Raw genomic sequence first — 21,389 nt, forward strand, 5'->3', positions numbered from 1 at the left:
CCGGGTGGCGGGCGGACCTGAATCCGTCGTACACATGTTCTATCCACAGGCTGTGGACGACGGAGGGTTCGATGAGTTACCAGCTCAGCGCGGTGGTCGCCGACGCAGAGCTGCTCCGTGAGCAGACCGCCGAGCTGGATCACGCGGTCCTCGGCGAGCTTCGGCAGGACTTCGCTCTACTGCCGATCACCCCACAGTTGGTGGTGGAGTTGACCGGGTCGCTGCCGGATTTCGCGACGGTCGACCGCAGTGCGGAGCACCCGTTCGAGCTGGTGTTGTCGCCAGCATTGATGGAGTTGCTGGCCCGGTGGTCACTGTCCGGGCCGCTGGCATACCTGGAGGCGGAGTTCTGGGCTGGCGACGGTCACCAGTCGGCGGCGGTGTGGCTGGGTGGCTCGCTGTCCTGGGGTCCGCACTTCGACGACGAACTGGATACGCCGCGCGAGCAGTGGCCGATCAACGCGGCGCTCATCCGGCTCGGTGTCGAGCCGGGCGCATGGATCGACCCGTTCGCCGAACTGGGGTTGCACCTGGAGCGGAACACCGACGGATGGCTGGCGCACGGACGCCGTCGACTCAGTGCCGACTACTGGGATGAGCTGGTCGAGCAGTGGGAAAATCAGTAATCCGGCCACCGGCAGCAACCTGAACGCTCCCATTCCGTTGGGGACTGGGGGATTCCATGAAATTGCGACAATTCGCGTTTATTGCCACGCTGATGACGGCTGCCTCGATCGCTGGCAGCGGCGCACCGCCAACCGGGCCGATCCCGGACGGCCGACCCGCTGGCAGCGTCGAGATCATCGACCTGAACGGCCTCAGCAACATCGAGTTCGGTGCCACCGAGGACGAACTGACCCGACGCGGCATCCTGCTCACCGATCTGGATGCCTGCGGGCCGATGCTCGCCGGCCACGACACGGTCAGCCCGGTCTTCGTGGAGGACAAGCTGGTGCTGCTCTGGGTCGGTGACCCGATGCGGACACCGGAGGGCATCACGGCGGGCTCACCCGTCGAGCAGGTGTGGGCACGATATCCGCAGGTCACTCGACTCCGGGCTCCACAGGGGACGCACCGCCTCGATGGGCTGCTCGCCCGCAGCGGCGACCGCGCGTACCTCTTCCTGCACGACGGGCGCACGGTCCGAAAGACCATCGCGGGGTACGCCGACTGGGCCCGCCGCCTCTTCGACGAGGGGGCGGGCCCGTGCTGACCGACGCAGAGTGATCAGGGCGACGCGGTGCCGACACAGTCGAGGTCGTCGGCCGGCAACTTCCCGCCAGCGAGATAGGCGATAACCACCCCGTCCACGCACGCGTTGCCGTAGTTGCCGAAGACACCGTGGATCCGAGCATCGCGCAGGGTGAGCAGCCGGGAGCCGGTCAGCGCCCGGTGCATCGCCTGGCCGTGCCGGTAGATCGTCCGGGTGTCCCCGGTCGACTGCACGATCAGGGCGGGCACGGCATTCCGCACCACGGTCGGCCGCTCCCGTGGCTGCTGCGGCCAGAACGCGCACGGACTGATTGCCCTGGTCACTTCCCCGAACCGGGGCTCACTGGCCCGATGCTGCCGGATGTCCCGCCAATAGTCCGCGGGATCGCGGGAGACCGGCACGTCTCCGCAAAGAATCGCGGCCTGCACGCTGCCCGTTGCCGACTCGGCACCGGTCAGCAGGAACGACAGAGTGTCCGCCAACGACGCGGTGGGTGTCGCCGAGCCCGACGTCGCGGCCCGCCGAAGCACCCGGACCGTCTCGGCGAGGTCGGCGTGCGTCTCGTCCCGGTCGTCGCCGAGCCGGTTGAGCAGCAGGTACGGCAACGACTGTCGGTCGACCCGGTGGTGGCCCACCCGCAGCGGACGCCGAGCAGCGGCGGCGTGGATCCCGTCCACGACGGCCAGCACCTGCTGGCCGGTGCTGCCCAGGCCGTACCGGTCATGGTGGCGGGCCACCCAGTCCGCCCAGTCGCGCAGCGCCACCTCGTTGGCGGGCCCGGCCTCGCGCAGCACCCTCGCGCCGTAGCCCGCGGGGTCGACCGCGCTGTCCAGGACGACCCGATCCGCGCGCTCGGGAAACATCTGGGTGTAGACCGCGCCGAGGTAGGTGCCGTAGGAGTAGCCGAGGTAGGACAACTTCGTCTCGCCGAGCACAGCCCGAAGGAGATCCATGTCGCGGGCCGTGTTTCGGGTGGTGACGTGCGGCAGCAGGTCGGCATTTCGGCGGGTACACCGGGCAGCCAGGTCCCGTTCGAACACGGTCAGCCGGTCGAACGTGGCACGGTCTGGCCCGGCCGAGCGGGTCCAGGTGCCGGCCGGCCAGCCGCAGTCCAGTGGGGTGCTGCGACCGACGAACCGGGGGTCCAACCCGATCAGGTCGAACGTCGCCCCGACGTCACCCATCCACTGCCGTATCGGCAGGACGTCCCACATCCCCGGCGCACCTGGACCGCCGGTGTTCAACAGCAGGATGCCGACCCGGCGTTCGGTGTCGGTCGCCGCCAACCGGGACAGCGCCAGGGTGATGGTGGGGCCGCCTGGCCGGGCGTAGTCCAGCGGCACGGTCAGCTCGGTGCAGGTCGCGCCCGCCTGGTCCAACTCGGCACCGGTCTGATCGGCCGAACCCTGCTGACAGCTGTGCCAGGAAAGGCGTTGTCGCTCGTAGCCACTCAGGTCGCCGGCATCGGCCCGCACCGGGCCCGCGGCGGCGGTGACGGTGACGGTGACGGTGACGGTGACGGCGGTCAGCACCGCCATCGCCCTCGTCGCGCCGGTGATCCCACCGTTCCAGATCATTGTCGTCTCCTTTGTCGTCGGAGAGTCCGCACGCCGGCGGCTCACCGGGCCTCACACAGGGCGGTGTGGAGGGTCGCGGACAGCGCCTGCCAGCTCTCATAAGACGCTGGTTCGTCGTTCACGACGAGCTGCGCCCGTCGACCGTCGGCGGTGACGCCGCCCAGGGTGCGGAAGCCCGGCGTCGTCCCGCCGTGCCCCCAGTACAGGGCTCCGCCACAGCCGGCCAGCGGCGTCGAGATGATCCCGAGCCCGTATCGGGCGCCGGGCCACAGCCGGTCCGGGTCGGCCGGCACCGTCCGGGTCAGCGCGGCGAGGCCGATGGGGTCCAGCAGTCGACCGCTGAGCAGCGCGGCGAAGAAGCGGTTCTGGTCGGCGAGGGTCGAGACGAGCGCCCCTCCCGCACCACCGAACGACATGTTGAACTCGGTGACATCTCGCCGCCCCTCAGCGCCGACCAACGCGTAGCCACGTGGATGTGCCCCCCGGATCCGCACCGAGTCTCCGGGCCAGTCGGTGTCGCTCAGGCCCAGTGGCCCGATGATCCGCCGGGTGATCTCCACGCCGATGTCGTGGCCGGTGACCCGCTCGACGATCAGGCCGGCGAGGACGTAGTTGGTGGTCGAGTAGTGCCAGCCCGCAGTGGGTGGCGGTTGGGCCAGCGCCATCGCGATCAGCTCCGCCGGCGAATGGTGTCGATACCGCCAACGATCCACCCGGTCCCAGTCCATCGCGTCGACGTGGTCGGGCAGGCCGCTGGTGTGCCGCAGCAGATCGCGGACGGTGATCCGCCGGCCGTCGTACCCGTTGGCCCGGACCAGGCCCGGAAGGTATGTCTCGATGGGGGTGTCCAACCCGAGACGGCCCTCGGCGACGAGTTGCAGCACGACGGTCGCGGTGAACGTCTTGGTCGTGCTGCCGATCCTGATCCGCTCGTCGGCACGCATCGGCCGGCCCGTTCGCAGGTCGGCTCGGCCGCTGGCGTCGGACCACCGGCCGCAAGTGGGTCCGTGCACCTCGATGGCCGCACCGACCAGCCGGTGAGTGGTGGTCAGCGCGTGCAGCGCCGCTTTCGTCGCCGGCAGGCCCGAGCACCCCGGCCCCGGTTCGCGGGCCGCGGCCGGCACACCCGCACCGCCGAGGGCGAGCAGGACAACCCCGGCGAGCACGCCCAAACGGTGCCTTCGTCGTGTCGGTCTTCTCATCTCACCGACGCTAGGGACGGCGGGACGTGCCCACGAGGGAGCAGAGACCCCGATCGATGGTGTAGCTGGCTACACTGCCCTACCCCCGTTGTGGACGGAGAATAGGGCGATGCGGCGGGCGTGGTTCGCAACGACGTACCTGGTGACCGGCGGGGCCACAGCGGTCGCGTCGGCGGTCGCGATCGTCGCGCTGGCCGGCGCACTCGCATTGAGCTTCGTCCTGGTCGGCGTCGCGCTGCTGGCCCCAGCCGTGCGCGTCCTCGAGGCGCTCGTCGACCTGGAGCGCCGCCGCGCGGAACGGCTGCTGGTCACACCGATCACGGCTGAGCCCCGGACGTCGGACATGACCCCGGCCGCCCGGCTGCGTGCCGCCGCAGGTGATCCGGCCACCTACCGGAGTGCGGCCTGGCTGACCGTGCACGCCATCGCCGGGGTGCCGTTGGCGGCCGGGGTGCTGCTGCTCTGGCTGATCGCGCTGGGCGGGCTGATCGTGCCGCTCATGTGGTGGGCCGTGCCGGTCGAGGCGCCGCTCACCTTCGTCGTGCCGATCACGAGCTGGGTCGAGGCCCTGCTGTTGCCACCCCTGCTCGCGCTCGCTGCGCTGACGCTCCTCCGGTGGGCCGTCCCGGCCTTCGGCGTGAGGTACGCCCTGGCCGCGCGGGCGGCGTTCGCGCCGTCGTCGCGGAGCCGGTTGGAGCGCCGGGTCACGGAACTCACGGCCACCCGGGCCGGTGCGCTCGACGTCCACGCCGCGGAGCTGCGGCGTATCGAACGCGATCTGCACGACGGCACCCAAGCCCGGCTGGTGGCGATCGCCATCCACCTCGGCGTCGCGCAGAATCAACGGGCCGCCGACCCGGCGCTCGCGGACCAGTTGATCGACCGGGCCCGGACGAGCGTCGAGGCGGCGCTGACCGAGCTGCGCGCCGTGGTGCGCGGCATCTATCCGCCGATCCTCGCCGACCGAGGTCTGCCCGGTGCCGTGCACGCGCTCGCCGCCGACTGTCCGGTGCCGCTCACGGTCCGGGTCACCCCGCTGCAACGCCTACCGGCCGCGCTGGAGAGCGCCGCCTACTTCGTCGTCGCGGAGGCGTTGGCCAACATCGCCCGGCACAGTGGGGCGACCGGTGGTGACCTGCGAGTGGAACACCGGGCGGGCCAGCTTGTGGTCAACGTGACCGACGACGGTGTCGGTGGCGCGCAGACTTCGAACGGCACCGGCCTGACCGGCATCCGGCGCCGGGTCGCGGCCCTGGACGGCAGGGTCGAGTTGAGCAGCCCGATTGGTGGGCCGACGGTGCTGCGAGTGGAGTTGCCGTGCGCGTCCTGATCGCCGAGGACAACATCCTGCTCCAGGAAGGGCTCAACCTGCTGCTCAGCACCCGCCGGATTCGAGGTGACGGCGGCGGTGGACTCGCCCGGCGACATCATCGCGGCGATTGATCGGCAGCGCCCCGACGTCGCCATCATGGACATCCGACTGCCGCCCACGTTCCGCGACGAAGGGCTCCGGACCGCGTTGACCGCTCGGCGGCAACACCCAGGTCTGCCGGTGCTACTGCTCTCGCAGTACGTGGAGCGCGCCTACGCGTCTGAGCTGCTCGCCGATGGGCAGGGCGCAGTTGGTTACCTACTCAAGGACCGGGTGTCCCGGGTCGAGGAGTTCCTCGACGCGTTGCGTCGGGTCGCGGCCGGCGGCACGGTGTTGGACCCGCAGGTCGTGGCCCAGCTCGTCGCCGCCCGGCGCAGCCCGCTCGCCGACCTCACCCCACGCGAGCGCGAGGTGCTTGCGCTGATGGCGGGAGGCAGCACCAACACGGGCATCGCCGCACAGCTCGTCATCACCGAACGCGCGGTGAGCAAGCACATCGGGAACATCTTCACCAAGCTCGACCTGCCGCCCGACACCGACGTGCACCGCCGGGTCGCCGCCGTGCTCGCCTTCCTGAACGACCCGGGACGGTGAGCGGGCCGGCCCACCGAGGACCGACCCACCCGCCGCACCCGGCCTGGCTACGACTTCAGTGGAACGACCGCCAGAAGTCATACGAATGGGCGGTCGCGAAGTCCGTCGTCCCCCCGCCGAACACCCGCACGTACGGGGCATCAGCGCGGAATCGGGGCCAGCCCGCGCGACCCGTCCGGGCGAAATCGCTCCAGGTCCGGACCATGTCGTTGGAGAGCCGTCGCTGGGTCGACGTGAGCGCCTCGGCGTAGTCGACCGTGAACAGGTACGGCAGCTCGGCGCAGTGGTACGCCCCGGCCGGGAAGGTCGGCTCGGGCCCTTCGGTGAAGAACGGCGCATCCTCCTCAGCAAACTCGTACATGAACGTCGGCACCCGCCGGGCGAACGCCAACGCGGCGGAGTAGACCGGTTCGGCGTAGTCGTGGTCGGTCAACACGGCACCCAACGTCTCGCTGGCAAACTGCTTGTCATTCCGGGGATAGCGGGCCAGCACCTCCTCCGCCCGGTCACCAAACACGGCGCGTACCTGGTCCCGGTACTGGTCATCGGTAAGCGGGCACGACTCGGGCGACGGCTCCGACGACGGCCCGGACGACGGCTCCGGGCAGTTCAGTCCACCGCGTTCCATGCCCCACACCACGAGCCGGGACTCGTCCCGGTTCATCCCGGTCAGCACCGGGACCGGGTGCAGCCGACCGTTCGCCAACGCGTCTGCCGGGTTCGTCGGCAGCGTGTGGCCGTCGACGACCGGGCCCAGGTCGACACCCGAGCCCGGGTAGCCGGCCGTCTCGATCAGCCGGGCGGGGTCACGTCCGCGCAGGCAGGCGGCGACCGTACCCGGGTCGGTACATCCGACCCTCCGGGTGAACTCCTCGGCCGACGCGACCGCCTCGGCCCGCGTCTGGATCGGGTTCGCGCACGAGTTGCTCTGCATGATCGCGCGGTGGAACAGACCGGCGGAGGCCGGCGCGGCGAGCTGTGCGCAGACGCTGGTCGCCCCGGCGGACTGGCCGAACAGGGTGACGTTGCCGGGGTCGCCGCCGAAGGCGGCCACGTTGCGCCGTACCCAGCGCAATGCGGCCTGCTGATCCTGCAGCCCGAAGTTGCCGGTGAAGCCGTCGGGGCCGGCGAGTGCCGGATGGGCCAGGAACCCGAGCGCGCCGAGCCGGTAGTTCACCGTGACGACGATGACGTCGCCGTCGACCGCCAGCCGCTGCCCGCCGTACACGTCTCCCCTACCGAACCGGAAGTCCCCGCCGTGCAGCCACACCATGACCGGTCGGGGCGTGCGCGCGGCGGTGCGCGGGGTCGTGACGTTCAGGTGGAGGCAGTCCTCGGATTCCGCGGGGCGGTCCATGGGTAGCCCTTGCAGTTGGGCGCAGGCGGCACCCGGTTGGATCGCGTCGCGGACGCCGGTCCAGACCGGGCCCGGCTGCGGCGGGGCCCAACGCAGCGCGCCCAGCGGCGGACGCGAGTACGGGATGCCCTGGAACGAACGGTGGTGCGCCGAGACGGTGCCGCGTACCGCGCCCTGGTCGGTTCGGACGACGGCCGCGCTCCGCCGATCGTCGGCCGCGGCGGCCGGGCCGACGGCCAGCGTCGGCGCGAGGAGCGCGACGACGCCCATCGCGACAACCCACCGGGGGTACGGGATCCAGGTCATGACTCTCCATTCGTCGAAGCCGGTACGGCGTACGCGCCGTGTTGTGGGCGAGCATGCCGAGCTGTCGCCTGCTCGGCTATGGAGCTCTAGTACGCCCAGCAGCGAGACAGGCGAACATCGACGAGGTGCTCTAGTGCGCTACGGTCACTTCCAACCGGCGGGAGGGCCACCGTGACCGAATTGGACGAGTCCACTCCTCCCTATCTGCGCATCGTCGGGGAGTTGCGGCGGCGCATCACGGCGGGCGAGTTGAGCCCCGGCGACCGGGTGCCGTCCACCCGCCAGATCGTCCGGGAGTGGGGGGTCGCCATGGCGACCGCCAGCCGGGCACTCACCCTGCTCCGGCAGGAGGAGTTGGTCCGGGCGGTGCCCGGAGTCGGGATGGTGGTGACCGGCCCGGAGTCGACGCCGGCCGGTCGGGGCGCGCGGGTCGACGCGCGTCAGCGGCCCGCCCGGGGGGTGACCCGCGACCAGGTGGTGCGGACCGCCACCGAGATCGCCGACGCCGAGGGGTTACCGGGATTGAGCATGCGGCGCATCGCCACCGAACTGGATGTGCCCACCATGTCGCTGTACCGGCAGGTCCGCGGCAAGGAGCAGCTTCTGCTGCTGATGGCGGATGCCGCTTTCGCAGCCCATCGTCTGCCCCGCACGTTCCCCGTCGGGTGGCGCGCCCAACTGGAGTTGCTCTGCCGGCTCCAGTGGTCGATCTACCGGCGGCACCCCTGGCTGGCTCAGGTGATCTCGGTGACCCGTCCACTGATGGCGCCGCACGCCGTCGCGCACACCGAGTGGGCTCTTCGCGCTCTCGCTGGGCACGGGCTGGACGAGCACGATCTGCTGCACCTGGTGGCGGTCCTGGCCAACCACGTACGCGGCACTGCGGTGAACCTGCAGCAGGGAGCCGAGGCGGAGCAGGACACCGGCCTGACCGACGACGAGTGGATGGTGGCCCACGCCGAGGTGTTGGCCGGGCTGCTCACCGCTGGCGAGTTTCCGCACCTGGCGCGGCTGTCCCGGTCGGAGATCGACCTCAACGTCGACAGCCTCTTCGAGTTCGGCCTGGAGCGCCTGCTCGACGGGGTGGCAGAGCTTCTTGAACAATGACGGATCAAGTCCGTTTTGTGCCAAGACGTGCCACTATGGGCACCCAAGAGGCTTTCAACCGTCGAGCGTCCCGAGGAAAAATGGCGATCTTTGGCAGCACGGACACATCCCGCAAGATCACCGGGATGTCCCGGGCAGCTTCCGCCCTGACCCTGGTTGGCGCGATCACCATCCTGGCCGTCGTGGCCGCCCCGCGCAGCGCGAGGGCGGCGGAGCTGCCGGTGGAGCTGGGCGCCGCCGCCAACTTCGCGGTCCTCGCCGGCACGACGATCACCAGCACCGGGCTCAGTGTGGTCAACGGTGACATCGGCGTGAGCCCGGGCACCGCGGTGACCGGCTTTCCTCCCGGCCAGCTGAACGGCTCACTGCACTCCAACGACGCCGCCGCCGTGGCAGGTAAGAGCGATCTGGCCATCGCCTACAACGACGCCGTCGGCCGTACGACCACCGCAGTCGTCTCGGATCAACTCGGTGGAACCACCAAGACCACCGGCGTGTACGAATCCGTCGCGGGCACCTTCAACATCACCGGAGACCTGACCCTCGACGCGGGGGGCGACCCGAACGCCGTCTTCATCTTCAAGACCACCACCACGCTCATCACGGGCGCATCGAGCATGGTGAACCTGATCAACGGCGCCCAGTCGTGCAACGTTTTCTGGCAGGTCGGCAGCTCCGCCACCCTTGGCGCCAACTCCACGCTCCGCGGCAACCTGCTGGCCTTCACCTCGATCACCGTCGGCGCGGCGCTCGCGGTCGACGGCCGAACGCTCGCGATCAACGGCGCGGTCACCATGGACACCGCCACGATCACCCGCTCGACCTGCGCGGTGCCCGGGGAGTTGTCCATCAGCGCACCGGAGACAGCCGACCTCGGCAGTGCCAACCTCGGCGGAGTCGTGTCGGACAATCTGGGGCCGGTCACGGTGACGGACGAGCGCCTGCTGTCGGCGCCGACCTGGACCGCGACCGTCGTCGCGACGAACTTCGTCACCAGCGGCCTCCCGGTGCACACGATCGCCAACGCCAACGTCTCCTACTGGTCGGGGCCAGCCACCTCGACCAGCGGCATCGGCACCTTCACCTCAGGCCAACCCACTGCCGGGGACGCAGAGATCATCAATGTCGCGCGGACCGCGTTCACCCTCACGAACGGCATCGGCAACAACTCGGCGACCTGGGACCCCGTCGTCTCGGTGCAAATTCCCCTGACTGCCGTCGCGGGTGCCTACTCCGGAACGGTCACGTTCTCGGTCGCCTGAGAGCTGCCGCAGACGGAGAGCATCCCGTCGGTCGTCGCTGACGTGGCCCCGGCCGCAGCGGCGGCAGGCTCCGCGCCGGCGCAGGTGGTAGGCGACGGTGGCGACGCCCAGTCCGACCCCCCAGGCGATCCAGAAGAGGCTCGGAAGGTGAAGAGCCCAGGTGCCCCGGGCTTCCGGCGTCCAGAGAAACATCAGCCCGGCCGGGATGATCGTTACCGAGACGATCGACGCTGGGACGACGGCGAGGGCGGGCGGGACCCCTTTGCCGGCCTTGAACCAGATCCAGCGGGGATACACCTCACCCCACCGTCCCACCAGACCATGGGTGAGCACGCCGCCCGCCGCTGACGCCACCGCGCAGCCCAGCCCGACCGCGAGCATTCCTGGCGTGTCCTGCATCATCCGCAGGAAATCCGGCGTGATGCCGAGTGGAAAGCCGAGGGCCCAGGCGATCCTGGTGACCTCGTAGGGCAGCGGGGCGAGGCAGGCGACCACGACGGCCCACCTGCCCCAACGCAGCAGCGTCTGCCGGGACGGCCCGTCATCGGCCCCGTGGCGGCGGCCGCAGTGGGCACAGGCGGCCCGGACCCGCCGCCGGTAGGCGAGGGTGGCGGCGGCCCACAGCAGGCCGCCGACAAAGATGATGATCAGGTTCGTCCGGTGCCAGTAGAGAATGTCACCGACACCGCCCTGGTCACCTGGCACGCCGGTGAAGGCGAAGACCAGCAGCAGTGGCGCGAACGCCACCAGGACGATCAGGGTGTAGTCGGGGATGATCAGGATCAGCCCGCCTGCCATCGCCCACCCGAAGACGACCAACCCCACGGACAGACGACCGGGCCGGGCTCGGCGCGTCATCACCAGCGCGATGACCGCGCCGAGCAGCCCGACTGCGGCGATGATCGGTGCCACGATCTCGACCCGGCTGCCTTCCAGAATGGACCCCGACGCGTGGCCCGGGTCGATCGGCGCGAACGGGAACCCGTCCCCACCGGCCCACCAGTACAACCCCAACCCGCCGTAGAGCAGCGAGAAGGCCGCAGCCGCGTACCCGGACCACGCCGACCAGTACGCCCACCAACGCCAGATCATGGTCACGGCCGATCCCGGTGCCCTGGACAAGGAAGCTCGGCGCCCGACCGCCCGGCGGCGCTTGGCGCCTCGGCCTGCCTGGCCTGCGCGACAGAGGGCGACGCCGCGACCCCCACGGCCGCAACCGCCGCCAACGCCGTCGTACGAAAACCAAACCTGAACATGTCGCTCCTCCTGGCCACCCGTCGGCTGACGTGCTTCAGCATCGCCACGCGCCGATGCGACCGAATCCCCCCAGCGAGCCAGCCGCGTCCCATGGCCGAGGGAGCCAGTGCCGCGCCGGCGCAGGGATGGCGCCAGGCGGAGCGCCGGCGATCGGGCCGCGTCCTGGCCGAGTTGATCCCCGCGCTGCCGGCTGGCGCTCGATAGATTGACCGCCATGTCTTCACTGACGAAGCTCGACGGGTGGGAGTCGCTGTCGCCGGAGTTGCGGGAACAGCTGGCGACCGTCGACCTGCCGGAATCGCTGCGACTCGACGAGTACGACATTTTTCTGCTCGGCCCGGATTTGATTCTTCGGAATGACATGTTGCGATTCGGTTACGCCACGGCCGGACTGAGCGGCGAATTCTGTCTTGATCTGGACACGGGTGCCGTGCTGATCATCGACGAAAACCCGCCACCGACGTTCGTGAACTCGTCGCTCGAGTTGTTCGCCCGCTCGTTGCACCTCGTGGCTGGCCTTGCGCCCGCGATCGTCGGCGGCGACCCGGACCGCTGGGAAGACGCCAAGGCTGAGATGCGGCAGGTCATCGAGGAGTGGGATGCGCCAGCGATGATCGAGGACAACTACTGGGAATTCATCTCGTGGGAGATCGCTGCCGGCAACTACGCTGACCAATCGGACCTTTAGCAACCTTTCCGAAATGTCGGTCGGGGCCACCCATGCAACATTGACTGTCTAACATCCCCCAAGGCCACGTGACATCGACGTTCACGTATGGCACAACTCGCATGTGACATGCGGACAACAAAAAGATCACCCGTGCCGCCGCGCGATCTTGAATGCGCGTTGGGGGGCCATTCTGTGTCGCGGGTGCGAAGGGGGACAGCGGATCTGATGGGCAACATCATCGAGGAACGTCCGCGGATTGGGGCGCTGACGCGACTCGCGACGGTCCTGGTCCTGATCTGGTCGGTGATCGCCGGTGTGCCGGCCGCCGCCCAGGCGGGCTCGCGGGTCGTCGCGGACTGGCCGATCATCGATGCCCGGTGTGCGCCGGTCACGCCGGAAGGCCTGGTCGGTTACGGGTGCACCAAATTGAGCACGCACCTGCAGCGGGCGCGACTGGATCTCCGGTACAACCGGCCGCCGAAGACCAAGGACAAGCTGTACACGAACGTCAGGGGCAACTACGCGATCGCCCAGCTGCAGGACGGCAAATACATCATCGGTTACAGCGACGGTACGAAGCACGCCGAGGAACGGCTGCTCGAACAGATGCGGGGCAGGGCGCCGCGCATCGAGTTCGACCCGCAGACCGGCAAGGTGTCCTACCAACCGGCGAAGGCCTCGCCGATCAAGGAGGGTTACTCCGAGATCGAGCCCTGCAAGAAGACCTGCAACCCGGCCCTGGAGGCCGCCAAGGTCCGGGACAAGTTCACCTACAGTTACCGGTGGAACCCCGGCCCGAACGAGACCACCCAGGAGCTCCACGACAAGACCAACCACCCGAAGACGGGTGCGAAGCAGGTCGCGGTCCAAACCCTGCTCAAGACGAGGGAGCCAGGTCCCATCCTCCCCAAATCGCCGGAGGAGTTGGCCAAGGGCAGCGCGGTCAGCAAGGCGGTCGGTAAACAACTGGGGCCGGTCCGGCCGGGTGGCATCGACTTCTCGTCGGTCCAACTGCGGTACGTCACGGACGGCGGATCGGGCGGTAACACGTACTCGTTCGAGACGGTGACCACCCCCGGCCAGGAGTCGAAGGACGGCACCGGCCAGATCTACGACGCCGATAACGCACTGAACACCTGGATGGCCGTGGAGCCGTCGCGGTTCTGGGTGAACCTCAACCCAAGTCAGCCGGACAAGGTGATCGACGAGTACCTCGGCGCGACCGCGGTCGGCCGCATCCTGCTCGAGGCCGACCTGGAGTTGAAGCGGGCCTGGACGCGATCCCAGGACCCGAAGACGGCGGTCGGCCTGGAGTACTGGAACCGGATGACCGGCCTGGACGGGGCCTGCATCCGGCAGTGGATCGTGCCGAAGGCGGCGACGATCCGCGAGGAGGGCAACCGCCTCTACATCCTCGACGCGCCGCTCGAGGTGAAGGCCGAGGCGTTCGACTTCACGATCCCCAGCGACCCGAACTTCACCTGCCCGGCCAATCCCGAGCCGTCCATGGCCGTCTACCGGGACCTGCTCCTGCCGGAGTTGAACAAGGCCGTGAACGGCGCGCCCGAGTTCAAGGACCTGCGCCGTGCCTACCTCAGCCGGGTGGCTGCCGAGTGGTACCGCGACCGGATGACGGCCGACGGCCGGGCGGAAGAGGCCGGTATCGACACCAACGACGTCACCGCCCTGGAGCGGGAGGACGACTGGAACCCGACCGACGTCTTCAACCAGTACCTGAAGGAACTCTCCGCCACCAAGTACGAACTGCCGAACGGCGTGACGGTGACCACGGGCGGCGTCGACTTCACCCAGCCGGTGAAGACGGCCAAGGTGAGTGACACCACGTTCAAGGAGCAGCACGGGACTCTGCCGAGCACTGTCGACAAGTCCCTCACCGAGGTCACCAAGACCTCGGACGAGAAGCAGGCCTACCTGGGCGGCTCCGACGACATCCCCGTTTTCGTCGCCCTGAAGCAGCCGAGTGGCGCCGGGGGCGGCGAGGACGGCGGAGGCGGTGGCGGCGGCGGCCTGCCGATCACCGGTGCGCCCATCTTCGCCATCGCGGCGGCCGGCGTGCTGCTGATCCTGATCGGCATGGCGGTCCTCTGGCGCACCCGCCGGGTGCGTTGGATGGCCAACTGAGACCAACCACAGAAACGCCCGGCCGATCCTCGCGGATCGACCGGGCGTGTCTGCATTTCAGAGCGGTGGCGGAGGGATTTGAACCCTCGGAGGGCGTTAACCCTCACACGCTTTCGAGGTCTGCGATCCACTGTTCATTGCAAGGCACCCCCGTACGTGACCAGGGACTGGACGTCGTTGCGGACTCCCGCGGGCAGGTCCGCACGGCCGCGAACGAGACCGGGATCGAGACCACCACGGCTCCTTGTCGCTCCGGGGCAGGGCTGCTGCGTCTGGCACCCGGTGGCGCCGTGGACATGTCGCAATCGTGCACGGCACCGCCGGCAGGCGAGTTGCGCCAGCGAAGGCGGCTTTCCGGTCGCCGCAGGCCCGGGCAAAGCCCTCGGCCCATGTCCGCCTCGGCCTTCTCCGTGACCTGCCACATCTCCCAGCGGGCCGCGGGCCTCACGCCGCGACCTCGCCGCTGGCGAGACCAACTAGGACTTGACGACGGCGTTAAATCCATTATCTTGGAACGTCGGGAGTAGACGTACCGAAATGGAGGCACGGATGGAGAACTACCTACGCGGATCGATCATGGTCCCGATCGACCAGCTGTACCCGGACCCGAACAACCCGCGGCTGGCGCTGCCGGACGCCCCCGGATACGAGGACCCCGGACAGCTGTTCGATAGCAACACGCGTAGGCAGATCTTCGAGGAGTTGGGCACGGGTGCCTACGACGTCGACACCCTGGTGCAGGCGATCCTGGGCCAGGGCTGGATGCCGATCGACAACATCATCGTGTGGCACCACCCGAAGGACAGCGACCGATGCGTCGTAGTCGAGGGCAACCGCCGTCGGCTGGCGCTGGAGCGCATCCGCACAACGGAGTTGGACAAGGCGAGGCGCAAGCTGGAGCGGATGCTCAAGCGGGCGTCCACCTACCCGAAGGCAACCATCGATGAGCAGCGGGAGTTCGTCGTCCGGCTGGAGCGGATCGTCAAGGACACCAACGAGCTTCAGGTGCTACCGATCGACGCTGATTCGGTCGAGGAACTCGAGCACAAACTGCCTCGGGTGCTGGCCGTACGACACATCACTGGCGCGAAGGAATGGGGCAACTACGCCGAGGACGTGTGGCTGCTCAACCGGTATCACCAACTCTTCGTGGACAAGCACGGCGAGCAGGCCGACCCGTTCTGGGATTCCTCCGTCATCGGACGCGTGAGTGACGAGGCATCCTTGTCCGCCACCAGGGCTAAGCGGCAACTGAAGGCGGCCAGTTGGTTTAGCCACTTCCGTGCAGAGTGGGAAGAAAACCTGCCTGATGGTGAGGAGTTCGGAAAGACCGACTACTACCTGTTCGAGAACATCAGTCGCAAGCCCTGGGTACGGCAGCAGTTGGGCATCAGCGAAGACGACCTCAGTATCCCGCCAGACGGCGAGGATGTGCTGTTCAAATGGATCTTCAGGCACCCCCGCGGCAGGACTGCGGACGACAACCCGAACGTGTTCTACCGGCACGAGAACGTGCTCCTGTGGGACCAACTGAAGCGGTACGACGAGAAGCAGGGCACTGCCTTCGCGGCTCGATTTGACGTCACCAACCCTGACGACGCGCCGACAATGCAGGAAGTCGAGGCGGAGTACCTCGCACACAAGGCCGGCCGCAAGCCGAACGCGGTGATCGACGAACTTCTGCGCCGCTTGTCTGAGTTGACTGCCGAGAAGTTGGCCACCGAGGGTCAGATCTTGCGTGCCCAGTTGGTGCAGTTGCGCGACCAAGCTGACATGTTCCTCAAGATGATCGATGCTGCGGAGGCATAGTGGCGCGTCACCACGTCTCTGACCCCCGCGTGCAGACCGCGGTGCGTCGCCTGGCCGATGGCTTTTTGCGTGCAGGCAGCGTGAAGGCACTCGCCGAGGCACTATCGCAGGCTCAGAACGCGGGCCCGGCGCAGCGCATCTACCCGAACCGTGTGCACGGGATGCTGTCCGATGATCCGGCCCGTAGCGTCAACTCGGCGACGTTGGAGGCGATCGAACAGGGCCTCGACACCGTCGAGCGGACCATCCCGGCCCGTCCGGGGAACCCCGAGGGTGCCATCCGCAAGGCCCTCGCAGCGGCCCACGCCGGTACGGGGGACGGCGAGGCTGCCGTAGGCCGAGTCGTCAAAGAACTCGGAGTCCCGGCGGCGGTAGTTCGACTGGTTGCCGAGACCGGCCAACCGGCGGAGGTTGACCCGCCCGGTTCGATTTCCGCGAGCAGTCCCGACTGGTCGTGGCAGGAAGACGCAATCGCGGCGTCGCTCAAGTCCTTGCGCAAGAACCCCACTTCAAAGGTTGGACTTGTCGTTCCGACCGGCGGCGGCAAAACACGCATTGCCCTCCGCCTGATTCTCACGTGGCTGTCGGAGAGACCGCAGCCTGACCGGGTCGTTCTCTGGGTCACGCATCGCCGTGGCCTACGACTGCAGGCCAGACGTACGCTACAGCAACTGCTGCGCGACCCCGTCCACGCACCGGAGGGGGCGGCGTCCCTATTCGCCGAGCGCATCCGGTTCGTGATGGTCGGCGATCTCTCAAAGGCGATGGCTGAGTTCGGCGAGCAGATCGGGCTGGTCGTGATCGACGAGGCCCACCACGCGGCTGCGCCCTCGTACGAGCCGATCTTTGCTGACGCCGTAGCCCCGGCCCTGTTCCTCACCGCAACACCGAACCGCTCGGACGACCTACCAATCGGTATCGACGAAATCGCCTACACCATCACCTACCGGGAACTCTTCGCACGCGGGTGCGTGATTGAGCCCGTCTTCGATCCGCCGCTCGATCTCACGGCTCTGGACTGGTCAGCATCCGATGGTCTTCGCGACTTGGCCGATTACCTTCTTGAGCGCACGGAGGAGGACTTCGGCAAGGTGCTCGTCGCGGTCTCACTGCAGGACCGCGCCCGCACCCTCTACGAGGCGGTGTCCGACCTCCTTGACGAACGGCCCACCCACCCCTTGTCCGGTGAAGACGTCGGCTACGTACATGGCGCGGGCAACAGCGCAGGGGCGCGAGACTCGGCGGACTTCCTCGACGAGTTCAAAGCACGCCCAAAGGGCATCCTGATCGCGACCAGCCAACTGATCGGCGAGGGCTACGACGATCCCTCTATCGACGCCGTCGTTGTTACCTATCCGTCGACCAGCATTGGCCACCTGATGCAGGTAGCCGGCCGCGCCCTCCGCTGGGCGCCCGGCAAGCGCACCGCGCACGTAGTCCAGGTCCGCGAGTCGAACCTTGAATACCACTTTGATCAGCGTTGGCTGTATCAGGACATCTCCGACCGGCTCCGCCCTGACCTGGTTGACATGACCTATGGGACGGCACCCGATCTGCGGGACCACGTCGACGAGCTTCTCGAACGGCACAACGTCGCCGCGCCTACCCGGCAACGCGTGCTCGCTCAGCTTGACCAGCTCGAGCCCGGAGAAGATCTACATCTGATGCTCACCGGTATACCGCACTATGGCACAGCGGATGAATTCGCAGAGCAGAGCGTATGGGGCGCCGTCCTGATAGACGCCGTAGAGCGGCAGCGGTTCATACGAGTGTTCAACGACGTGTCGGCGCGGAATGAAGACATAAAGGAGCATGGCCAGTACCTGTGCGCCTTTGTGTCGCCCGACAGCAGGTCGGGCAGTTTGTGGAAATCCTACGTCGACTTAATCGTCGCGGCAGAGTACGCCCGCAAGGAAATCACCCAAACCCCATACTACGGACAGGAGTTGCGTCCATACCGACCTGGGCGCAGTACCACCTGGCTGCGCTACATAACCCTTAAGTTCGCCCCGACGCTGCCGCTCAACCTCGAACGATTCCTCCGCGATGCCGTCAACCGCGAGGCCATCGCCGCGGCATACCTCGAGGACGCGCAACGATGGGCAGCGGCGGCACGGATCGAACTTCCCCTGGTCGGCGCAGAGGCATTCCTCCTCGACCAGCAGCAGGCCGAGTGGCTTCGCCTGCAACTGGAAGTTCTGGTAGGCCACCTTCAAAGGGCTGCGCCAGAGGCTGGGTTCGCGGAGATCGCGGCCTGGCAGAATGCGCTCATATCCGCTCCACTCCCGCTAAAGATCATCGAGCAGGTTGGGCAGTTTTTCCGGCCAGAACGATTCGAGTCCCAGTACCTCAACCTGGCCGACCACGGAAGGGGGTAGTCGGGCGTAGCCGACCGCCCACAACTACCCGGACAGTGGACGCTCAACAGAGGGGCCAACCGGGGGACGCCGGCTTTGCGGCCCGCCGCAGTCTGGGAGACAGCCGTACGTCGGGGCCACCTCGCTAAGAGCGCGGCCGCCCTCGCCAAGGCACCGCGCCTACCGGAAAGTGAGATCGAGCCGTACACGGTCTCCGAGGTACAGCGGTTTATGGCCGCACCCGTGGCCGACGCAACAGCGCGCGGTGGGCGGTCGCGCTCACCCTTGGTCTGCGCCAGGGGAAGCGCTCGGACTCCGCTGGTCGGATGTCGACCTGCACGCCGGGACGCTGACCGTCCGGCGCGGTCGGCAGCGGCCGAGGTGGGAGCACGGGTGCCGCTCACCGTGCGGCCGGAAGCACGGCGGGCACTGCCCCGACCGCCGTCAGGTGCGGGCCGATACTGCCGAGACCAAGTCTCGGGCCGGTCGGCGCAGCATCGGCCTCCCAGACGAACTGGTGGTGCTGCTCCGCAGGCACCGCGACGAGCAGGATTAGGAGCGCGCCACCGCCGCCCAGCTCTGGGAGGGTGGCGACTGGCTGTTTGCCAGGCCGACCGGCGGCCCGGTGAACCCGCGAACCGCCTACGACGAGTGGAAGCGGCTGCTCAGCTCGCCGGGCTGCGCGATAGCCGACTGCATGACGCCCGGCACACCGCTGCCACGGTGTTGCTGATCCTCGGCGTGGCCGAGCGGGCGGTGATGGGAATCATGGGCTGGTCGAACTCAGCGATGGCGGCCCGGTACCAACACCTCACCGCCCAGGTGCGCCGGGACATCGCCCAGCGCGTTGGAGGGCTGCTGTGGGACAGCCCGACAGAGGACTCGAAATTGACCCCTTGAGCAGCAACTCAGACCGCTAGCGAAACGCCCGGCCGATCCTCGCGGATCGACCGGGCGTTTCTGCATTTCAGAGCGGTGGCGGAGGGATTTGAACCCTCGGAGGGCGTTAACCCTCACACGCTTTCGAGGCGTGCTCCTTAGGCCGCTCGGACACGCCACCGCCGACGAGGGTACATGACCGCTGGTTCCGACGCCGAACCGGTATCGCCCCGGCCGGCCTGGCAGGATCTTTGCCATGAGTACGCACATCGGCGCGAAGCCGGGCGAGATCGCCGAGCGGGTCCTGATGCCGGGCGACCCACTGCGGGCCAAGTGGATCGCGGAAACCTACCTCGAGGGCGCCACCTGCTACTCGACGGTTCGGGGCATGCTGGGCTTCACCGGCCGCTGGAACGGTGTCGAGGTCTCGGTCCAAGGCTCCGGCATGGGCATGCCGTCCGCCTCCATCTACGCCCACGAGTTGATCAACGAGTACGGCGTGAAGACGCTGATCCGGGTCGGCTCCTGCGGCGCCCTCAGCACCGACCTCCAACTGCGCGACGTGGTGGCCGCGATCGGGTCGTCCACCGACTCGAACATGAACCGGATGCGCTTCGACGGGTTGATCGACTACGCGCCGGTGGCCGATTTCGGGCTGCTGCGTACGTCGGTGGAGGTGGCCGAGCGGCGCGGCATCAACATGCATGTCGGCCCGATTCTGGCGGCGGACGCCTTCTACACCGACCGGCCGGACCTCTACGACACCCTCGCCGACTATGGGGTGCTGGCGGTGGAGATGGAGTCGGCGGCGCTCTACACGATCGCCGCACGGTTCAAGGCCCGTGCGCTGACCGTGCTGACCGTCAGCGACCACATCAAGACCGGCGAGAAGACCACGTCGGAGGAGCGGGAGCAGACCTTCAGCCAGATGGTCGAGATCGCTCTCGACACGATCATCGCCTGACCCGTTCGGGCGGCAGTACCGCGAAGAGCGTGATGACTCGGTGGCGCAGAATGCCCCGCTGTCATCACGCTCTTTCGTGCCCGGCCCGCCCGTGGCGGCAGGGCCGCGCCCTGCCGCCCGGCCGGACCGGGAGGGCGATGTCTCAGCGGAAGAAGGCGCGCAGAACGGCTGCGGTTTCGGCCTCCAGCACCCCGCCGTAGACCTCGGGGCGGTGGTTGAGGCGACGGTCACGCAGCACGTCCCAGAGTGATCCGGCCGCGCCGGTCTTGGGCTCCCACGCGCCGAACACGACGGTGGAGACCCGGGCAAGCACCAGGGCCCCCGCGCACATGGTGCACGGTTCGAGGGTGACCACCAGGGTGCAGCCGTCGAGCCGCCACCGGCCGGTCCGTTCGGCACCCCGCCGCAGGGCCAGCACCTCGGCGTGAGCGGTGGGGTCGCCGGTCAACTCCCGCTCGTTGCGCCCGATGGCCAACTCGGCGCCGTCCGGCCCGTAGAGGACCGCGCCAACCGGGATGTCATCGATCGCCAAAGCCCCGGCACCGGCCGAGTCGGCAGGGCCCGTGACGGCGACCTCCAACGCGCGCCGCATCCACAGCTCGTGCCGCTGCCGCCGGCCGACCTCACCCAGGTCGGCGAGGCCCTCGCTAGCGCCAGGCCCGGCGCGACCCACCGCACCGGGAGTGGGCTGCCCTGGGCTGAGCGACTCCAGTGCCGGATCGGTGGCGTCGGCCGGCTCAGACCTCACGCAGCTCCTCGACCTCGTCGGCGCAGCCGAGCACCTGGCAGATCTCGGCGGTGACGTCCGCCGGCAGCATCCCCTCGTGGGTGCAGAGGGTCAGCAGCTTCTGCGCGGAGATGCCCAGGTTGGCCAGCAGATCGGCGTCACCGACCGGGTCCGCCTCCGGGTCGACGACGGGCTGCTCGCTCTCCTCGTCACCGGTGGTCGCCGGGCGTGGCTCCTCGTCGCCGTCGAGCCCGGTGACCGAGGTCTTCAGGTCACCGACCAGCAGCGAACCCAGCTGGGACTCCTCGGCGTACGCGGAGTCCGAACCGAACACCCGCAGGTCCTCACCCTCGTCGAGGCGCAGCACCACCAGGTACGCGTCGTCGGCCTCGACGAAGAGCAGCGACACGTCGGCTTCCTGGTCGACGTCACGCAGCCGGTCTGCGACCTCGTCGATGTCAGTGGCGCCACGCAGGCTGACCTCGGCGGCGGTCCAGCCACTGTCGTCGCGCACAACGGCCGCAGCGAAGTACGACACGGTCCCCCCAATAGCCCTCGACACAGCGTCGACTCGTTACGCGTGCACGTTAGCCG

At 68.5% G+C, this 21,389-nt stretch carries 16 protein-coding genes, 1 tRNA gene and 2 pseudogenes; 12 read left to right on the forward strand and 7 right to left on the reverse strand.

What is annotated here, in order from left to right; all coding sequences use genetic code 11:
• The first annotated feature begins 71 nt into the window (after positions 1-71).
• Positions 72-626: a hypothetical protein gene (locus HNR20_RS13200; protein ID WP_184179527.1), complete on the forward strand. Its 555-nt coding sequence runs from the start codon at positions 72-74 to the stop codon at positions 624-626.
• 92 nt (positions 627-718) lie between these two features.
• Positions 719-1,213, forward strand: a complete 495-nt coding sequence (locus HNR20_RS13205; RefSeq protein WP_184179530.1) for a hypothetical protein — start codon at positions 719-721, stop codon at positions 1,211-1,213.
• A 14-nt stretch (positions 1,214-1,227) separates the two neighbouring features.
• Here the strand turns inward: HNR20_RS13205 and HNR20_RS13210 are convergent, their stop codons facing one another.
• Both HNR20_RS13210 and HNR20_RS13215 read right to left on the reverse strand, forming a co-directional pair.
• Positions 1,228-2,790 (reverse strand): alpha/beta hydrolase, encoded by a 1,563-nt coding sequence (locus tag HNR20_RS13210; RefSeq protein ID WP_221309792.1) that lies wholly within the window; start codon positions 2,788-2,790, stop codon positions 1,228-1,230.
• Between the two features lie 41 nt (positions 2,791-2,831).
• Positions 2,832-3,956, reverse strand: a complete 1,125-nt coding sequence (locus HNR20_RS13215; RefSeq protein WP_221309793.1) for a serine hydrolase domain-containing protein — start codon at positions 3,954-3,956, stop codon at positions 2,832-2,834.
• A 145-nt stretch (positions 3,957-4,101) separates the two neighbouring features.
• On the opposite strand from HNR20_RS13215, the gene HNR20_RS13220 reads away from it, so the two are divergent.
• Both HNR20_RS13220 and HNR20_RS13225 read left to right on the forward strand, forming a co-directional pair.
• Positions 4,102-5,322 carry a sensor histidine kinase gene (locus HNR20_RS13220; protein WP_184179536.1) on the forward strand — a complete coding sequence of 407 codons (1,221 nt, stop codon included), beginning with the start codon at positions 4,102-4,104 and terminating at the stop codon, positions 5,320-5,322.
• A pseudogene (locus HNR20_RS13225) lies at positions 5,310-5,958 on the forward strand (response regulator). The gene HNR20_RS13220 and the pseudogene HNR20_RS13225 overlap by 13 nt, the downstream one beginning before the upstream one ends.
• Positions 5,959-6,013: 55 nt before the next feature.
• Here the strand turns inward: HNR20_RS13225 and HNR20_RS13230 are convergent.
• Positions 6,014-7,621, reverse strand: a complete 1,608-nt coding sequence (locus HNR20_RS13230; RefSeq protein ID WP_184179539.1) for a carboxylesterase/lipase family protein — start codon at positions 7,619-7,621, stop codon at positions 6,014-6,016.
• A 171-nt stretch (positions 7,622-7,792) separates the two neighbouring features.
• On the opposite strand from HNR20_RS13230, the gene HNR20_RS13235 reads away from it, so the two are divergent.
• Together HNR20_RS13235 and HNR20_RS32290 are read left to right on the forward strand one after the other, a co-directional pair.
• On the forward strand, positions 7,793-8,728 hold the full coding sequence (locus tag HNR20_RS13235) for a TetR/AcrR family transcriptional regulator C-terminal domain-containing protein (RefSeq protein WP_184179542.1): 936 nt from the start codon (positions 7,793-7,795) through the stop codon (positions 8,726-8,728).
• 125 nt (positions 8,729-8,853) lie between these two features.
• Positions 8,854-9,531, forward strand: a pseudogene (locus HNR20_RS32290) (ice-binding family protein); the annotation flags it as partial.
• A gap of 282 nt (positions 9,532-9,813) precedes the next feature.
• Here the strand turns inward: HNR20_RS32290 and HNR20_RS13245 are convergent.
• Positions 9,814-11,082, reverse strand: a complete 1,269-nt coding sequence (locus HNR20_RS13245; RefSeq protein ID WP_229687135.1) for an NYN domain-containing protein — start codon at positions 11,080-11,082, stop codon at positions 9,814-9,816.
• A 379-nt stretch (positions 11,083-11,461) separates the two neighbouring features.
• On the opposite strand from HNR20_RS13245, the gene HNR20_RS13250 reads away from it, so the two are divergent.
• From HNR20_RS13250 to HNR20_RS32895, 5 genes are all read left to right on the forward strand, one after another.
• On the forward strand, positions 11,462-11,935 hold the full coding sequence (locus HNR20_RS13250; RefSeq protein WP_184179549.1) for an SUKH-4 family immunity protein: 474 nt from the start codon (positions 11,462-11,464) through the stop codon (positions 11,933-11,935).
• A 207-nt stretch (positions 11,936-12,142) separates the two neighbouring features.
• Positions 12,143-14,059, forward strand: coding sequence for a hypothetical protein (locus HNR20_RS13255; RefSeq protein WP_184179552.1), 1,917 nt, complete (start codon positions 12,143-12,145; stop codon positions 14,057-14,059).
• Between the two features lie 549 nt (positions 14,060-14,608).
• A complete protein-coding gene (locus tag HNR20_RS13260; RefSeq protein WP_184179555.1) occupies positions 14,609-15,868 on the forward strand; it encodes a hypothetical protein in 1,260 nt (419 codons plus the stop codon).
• Between the two features lie 29 nt (positions 15,869-15,897).
• Positions 15,898-18,246 carry a DEAD/DEAH box helicase gene (locus HNR20_RS13265; RefSeq protein WP_184179558.1) on the forward strand — a complete coding sequence of 783 codons (2,349 nt, stop codon included), beginning with the start codon at positions 15,898-15,900 and terminating at the stop codon, positions 18,244-18,246.
• Positions 18,247-18,876: 630 nt separating this feature from the next.
• Positions 18,877-19,125 (forward strand): tyrosine-type recombinase/integrase, encoded by a 249-nt coding sequence (locus tag HNR20_RS32895; RefSeq protein WP_373291024.1) that lies wholly within the window; start codon positions 18,877-18,879, stop codon positions 19,123-19,125.
• A gap of 73 nt (positions 19,126-19,198) precedes the next feature.
• Here the strand turns inward: HNR20_RS32895 and HNR20_RS13275 are convergent.
• Positions 19,199-19,285, reverse strand: a tRNA-Ser gene (locus tag HNR20_RS13275).
• Between the two features lie 75 nt (positions 19,286-19,360).
• On the opposite strand from HNR20_RS13275, the gene deoD reads away from it, so the two are divergent.
• Positions 19,361-20,068 (forward strand): purine-nucleoside phosphorylase, encoded by a 708-nt coding sequence (deoD, locus tag HNR20_RS13280; RefSeq protein ID WP_110563627.1) that lies wholly within the window; start codon positions 19,361-19,363, stop codon positions 20,066-20,068.
• A 142-nt stretch (positions 20,069-20,210) separates the two neighbouring features.
• Here the strand turns inward: deoD and HNR20_RS13285 are convergent, their stop codons facing one another.
• Together HNR20_RS13285 and HNR20_RS13290 are read right to left on the reverse strand one after the other, a co-directional pair.
• Positions 20,211-20,660 carry a nucleoside deaminase gene (locus HNR20_RS13285; protein WP_184188402.1) on the reverse strand — a complete coding sequence of 150 codons (450 nt, stop codon included), beginning with the start codon at positions 20,658-20,660 and terminating at the stop codon, positions 20,211-20,213.
• Positions 20,661-20,805: 145 nt separating this feature from the next.
• Positions 20,806-21,333: a tRNA adenosine deaminase-associated protein gene (locus HNR20_RS13290; protein ID WP_184179561.1), complete on the reverse strand. Its 528-nt coding sequence runs from the start codon at positions 21,331-21,333 to the stop codon at positions 20,806-20,808.
• Between the last annotated feature and the right edge of the window lie 56 nt (positions 21,334-21,389).

The sequence above is a fragment of the Micromonospora parathelypteridis genome, from assembly GCF_014201145.1.
In the GTDB taxonomy this organism is placed as follows: domain Bacteria; phylum Actinomycetota; class Actinomycetes; order Mycobacteriales; family Micromonosporaceae; genus Micromonospora; species Micromonospora parathelypteridis.

Excerpts from the sequence above, each read along its gene's own strand:
- HNR20_RS13260 (WP_184179555.1), top strand. The coding sequence starts at position 14,609 with ATGGAGAACTACCTACGCGGATCGATCATGGTCCCGATCGACCAGCTG.
- HNR20_RS13245 (WP_229687135.1), bottom strand. The coding sequence starts at position 11,082 with ATGATCTGGCGTTGGTGGGCGTACTGGTCGGCGTGGTCCGGGTACGCG.
- HNR20_RS13255 (WP_184179552.1), top strand. The coding sequence starts at position 12,143 with ATGGGCAACATCATCGAGGAACGTCCGCGGATTGGGGCGCTGACGCGA.
- deoD (WP_110563627.1), top strand. The coding sequence starts at position 19,361 with ATGAGTACGCACATCGGCGCGAAGCCGGGCGAGATCGCCGAGCGGGTC.
- HNR20_RS13210 (WP_221309792.1), bottom strand. The coding sequence starts at position 2,790 with ATGATCTGGAACGGTGGGATCACCGGCGCGACGAGGGCGATGGCGGTG.
- HNR20_RS13200 (WP_184179527.1), top strand. The coding sequence starts at position 72 with ATGAGTTACCAGCTCAGCGCGGTGGTCGCCGACGCAGAGCTGCTCCGT.
- HNR20_RS13220 (WP_184179536.1), top strand. The coding sequence starts at position 4,102 with ATGCGGCGGGCGTGGTTCGCAACGACGTACCTGGTGACCGGCGGGGCC.
- HNR20_RS13205 (WP_184179530.1), top strand. The coding sequence starts at position 719 with ATGACGGCTGCCTCGATCGCTGGCAGCGGCGCACCGCCAACCGGGCCG.
- HNR20_RS13250 (WP_184179549.1), top strand. The coding sequence starts at position 11,462 with ATGTCTTCACTGACGAAGCTCGACGGGTGGGAGTCGCTGTCGCCGGAG.
- HNR20_RS13230 (WP_184179539.1), bottom strand. The coding sequence starts at position 7,621 with ATGACCTGGATCCCGTACCCCCGGTGGGTTGTCGCGATGGGCGTCGTC.
- HNR20_RS13285 (WP_184188402.1), bottom strand. The coding sequence starts at position 20,660 with ATGCGGCGCGCGTTGGAGGTCGCCGTCACGGGCCCTGCCGACTCGGCC.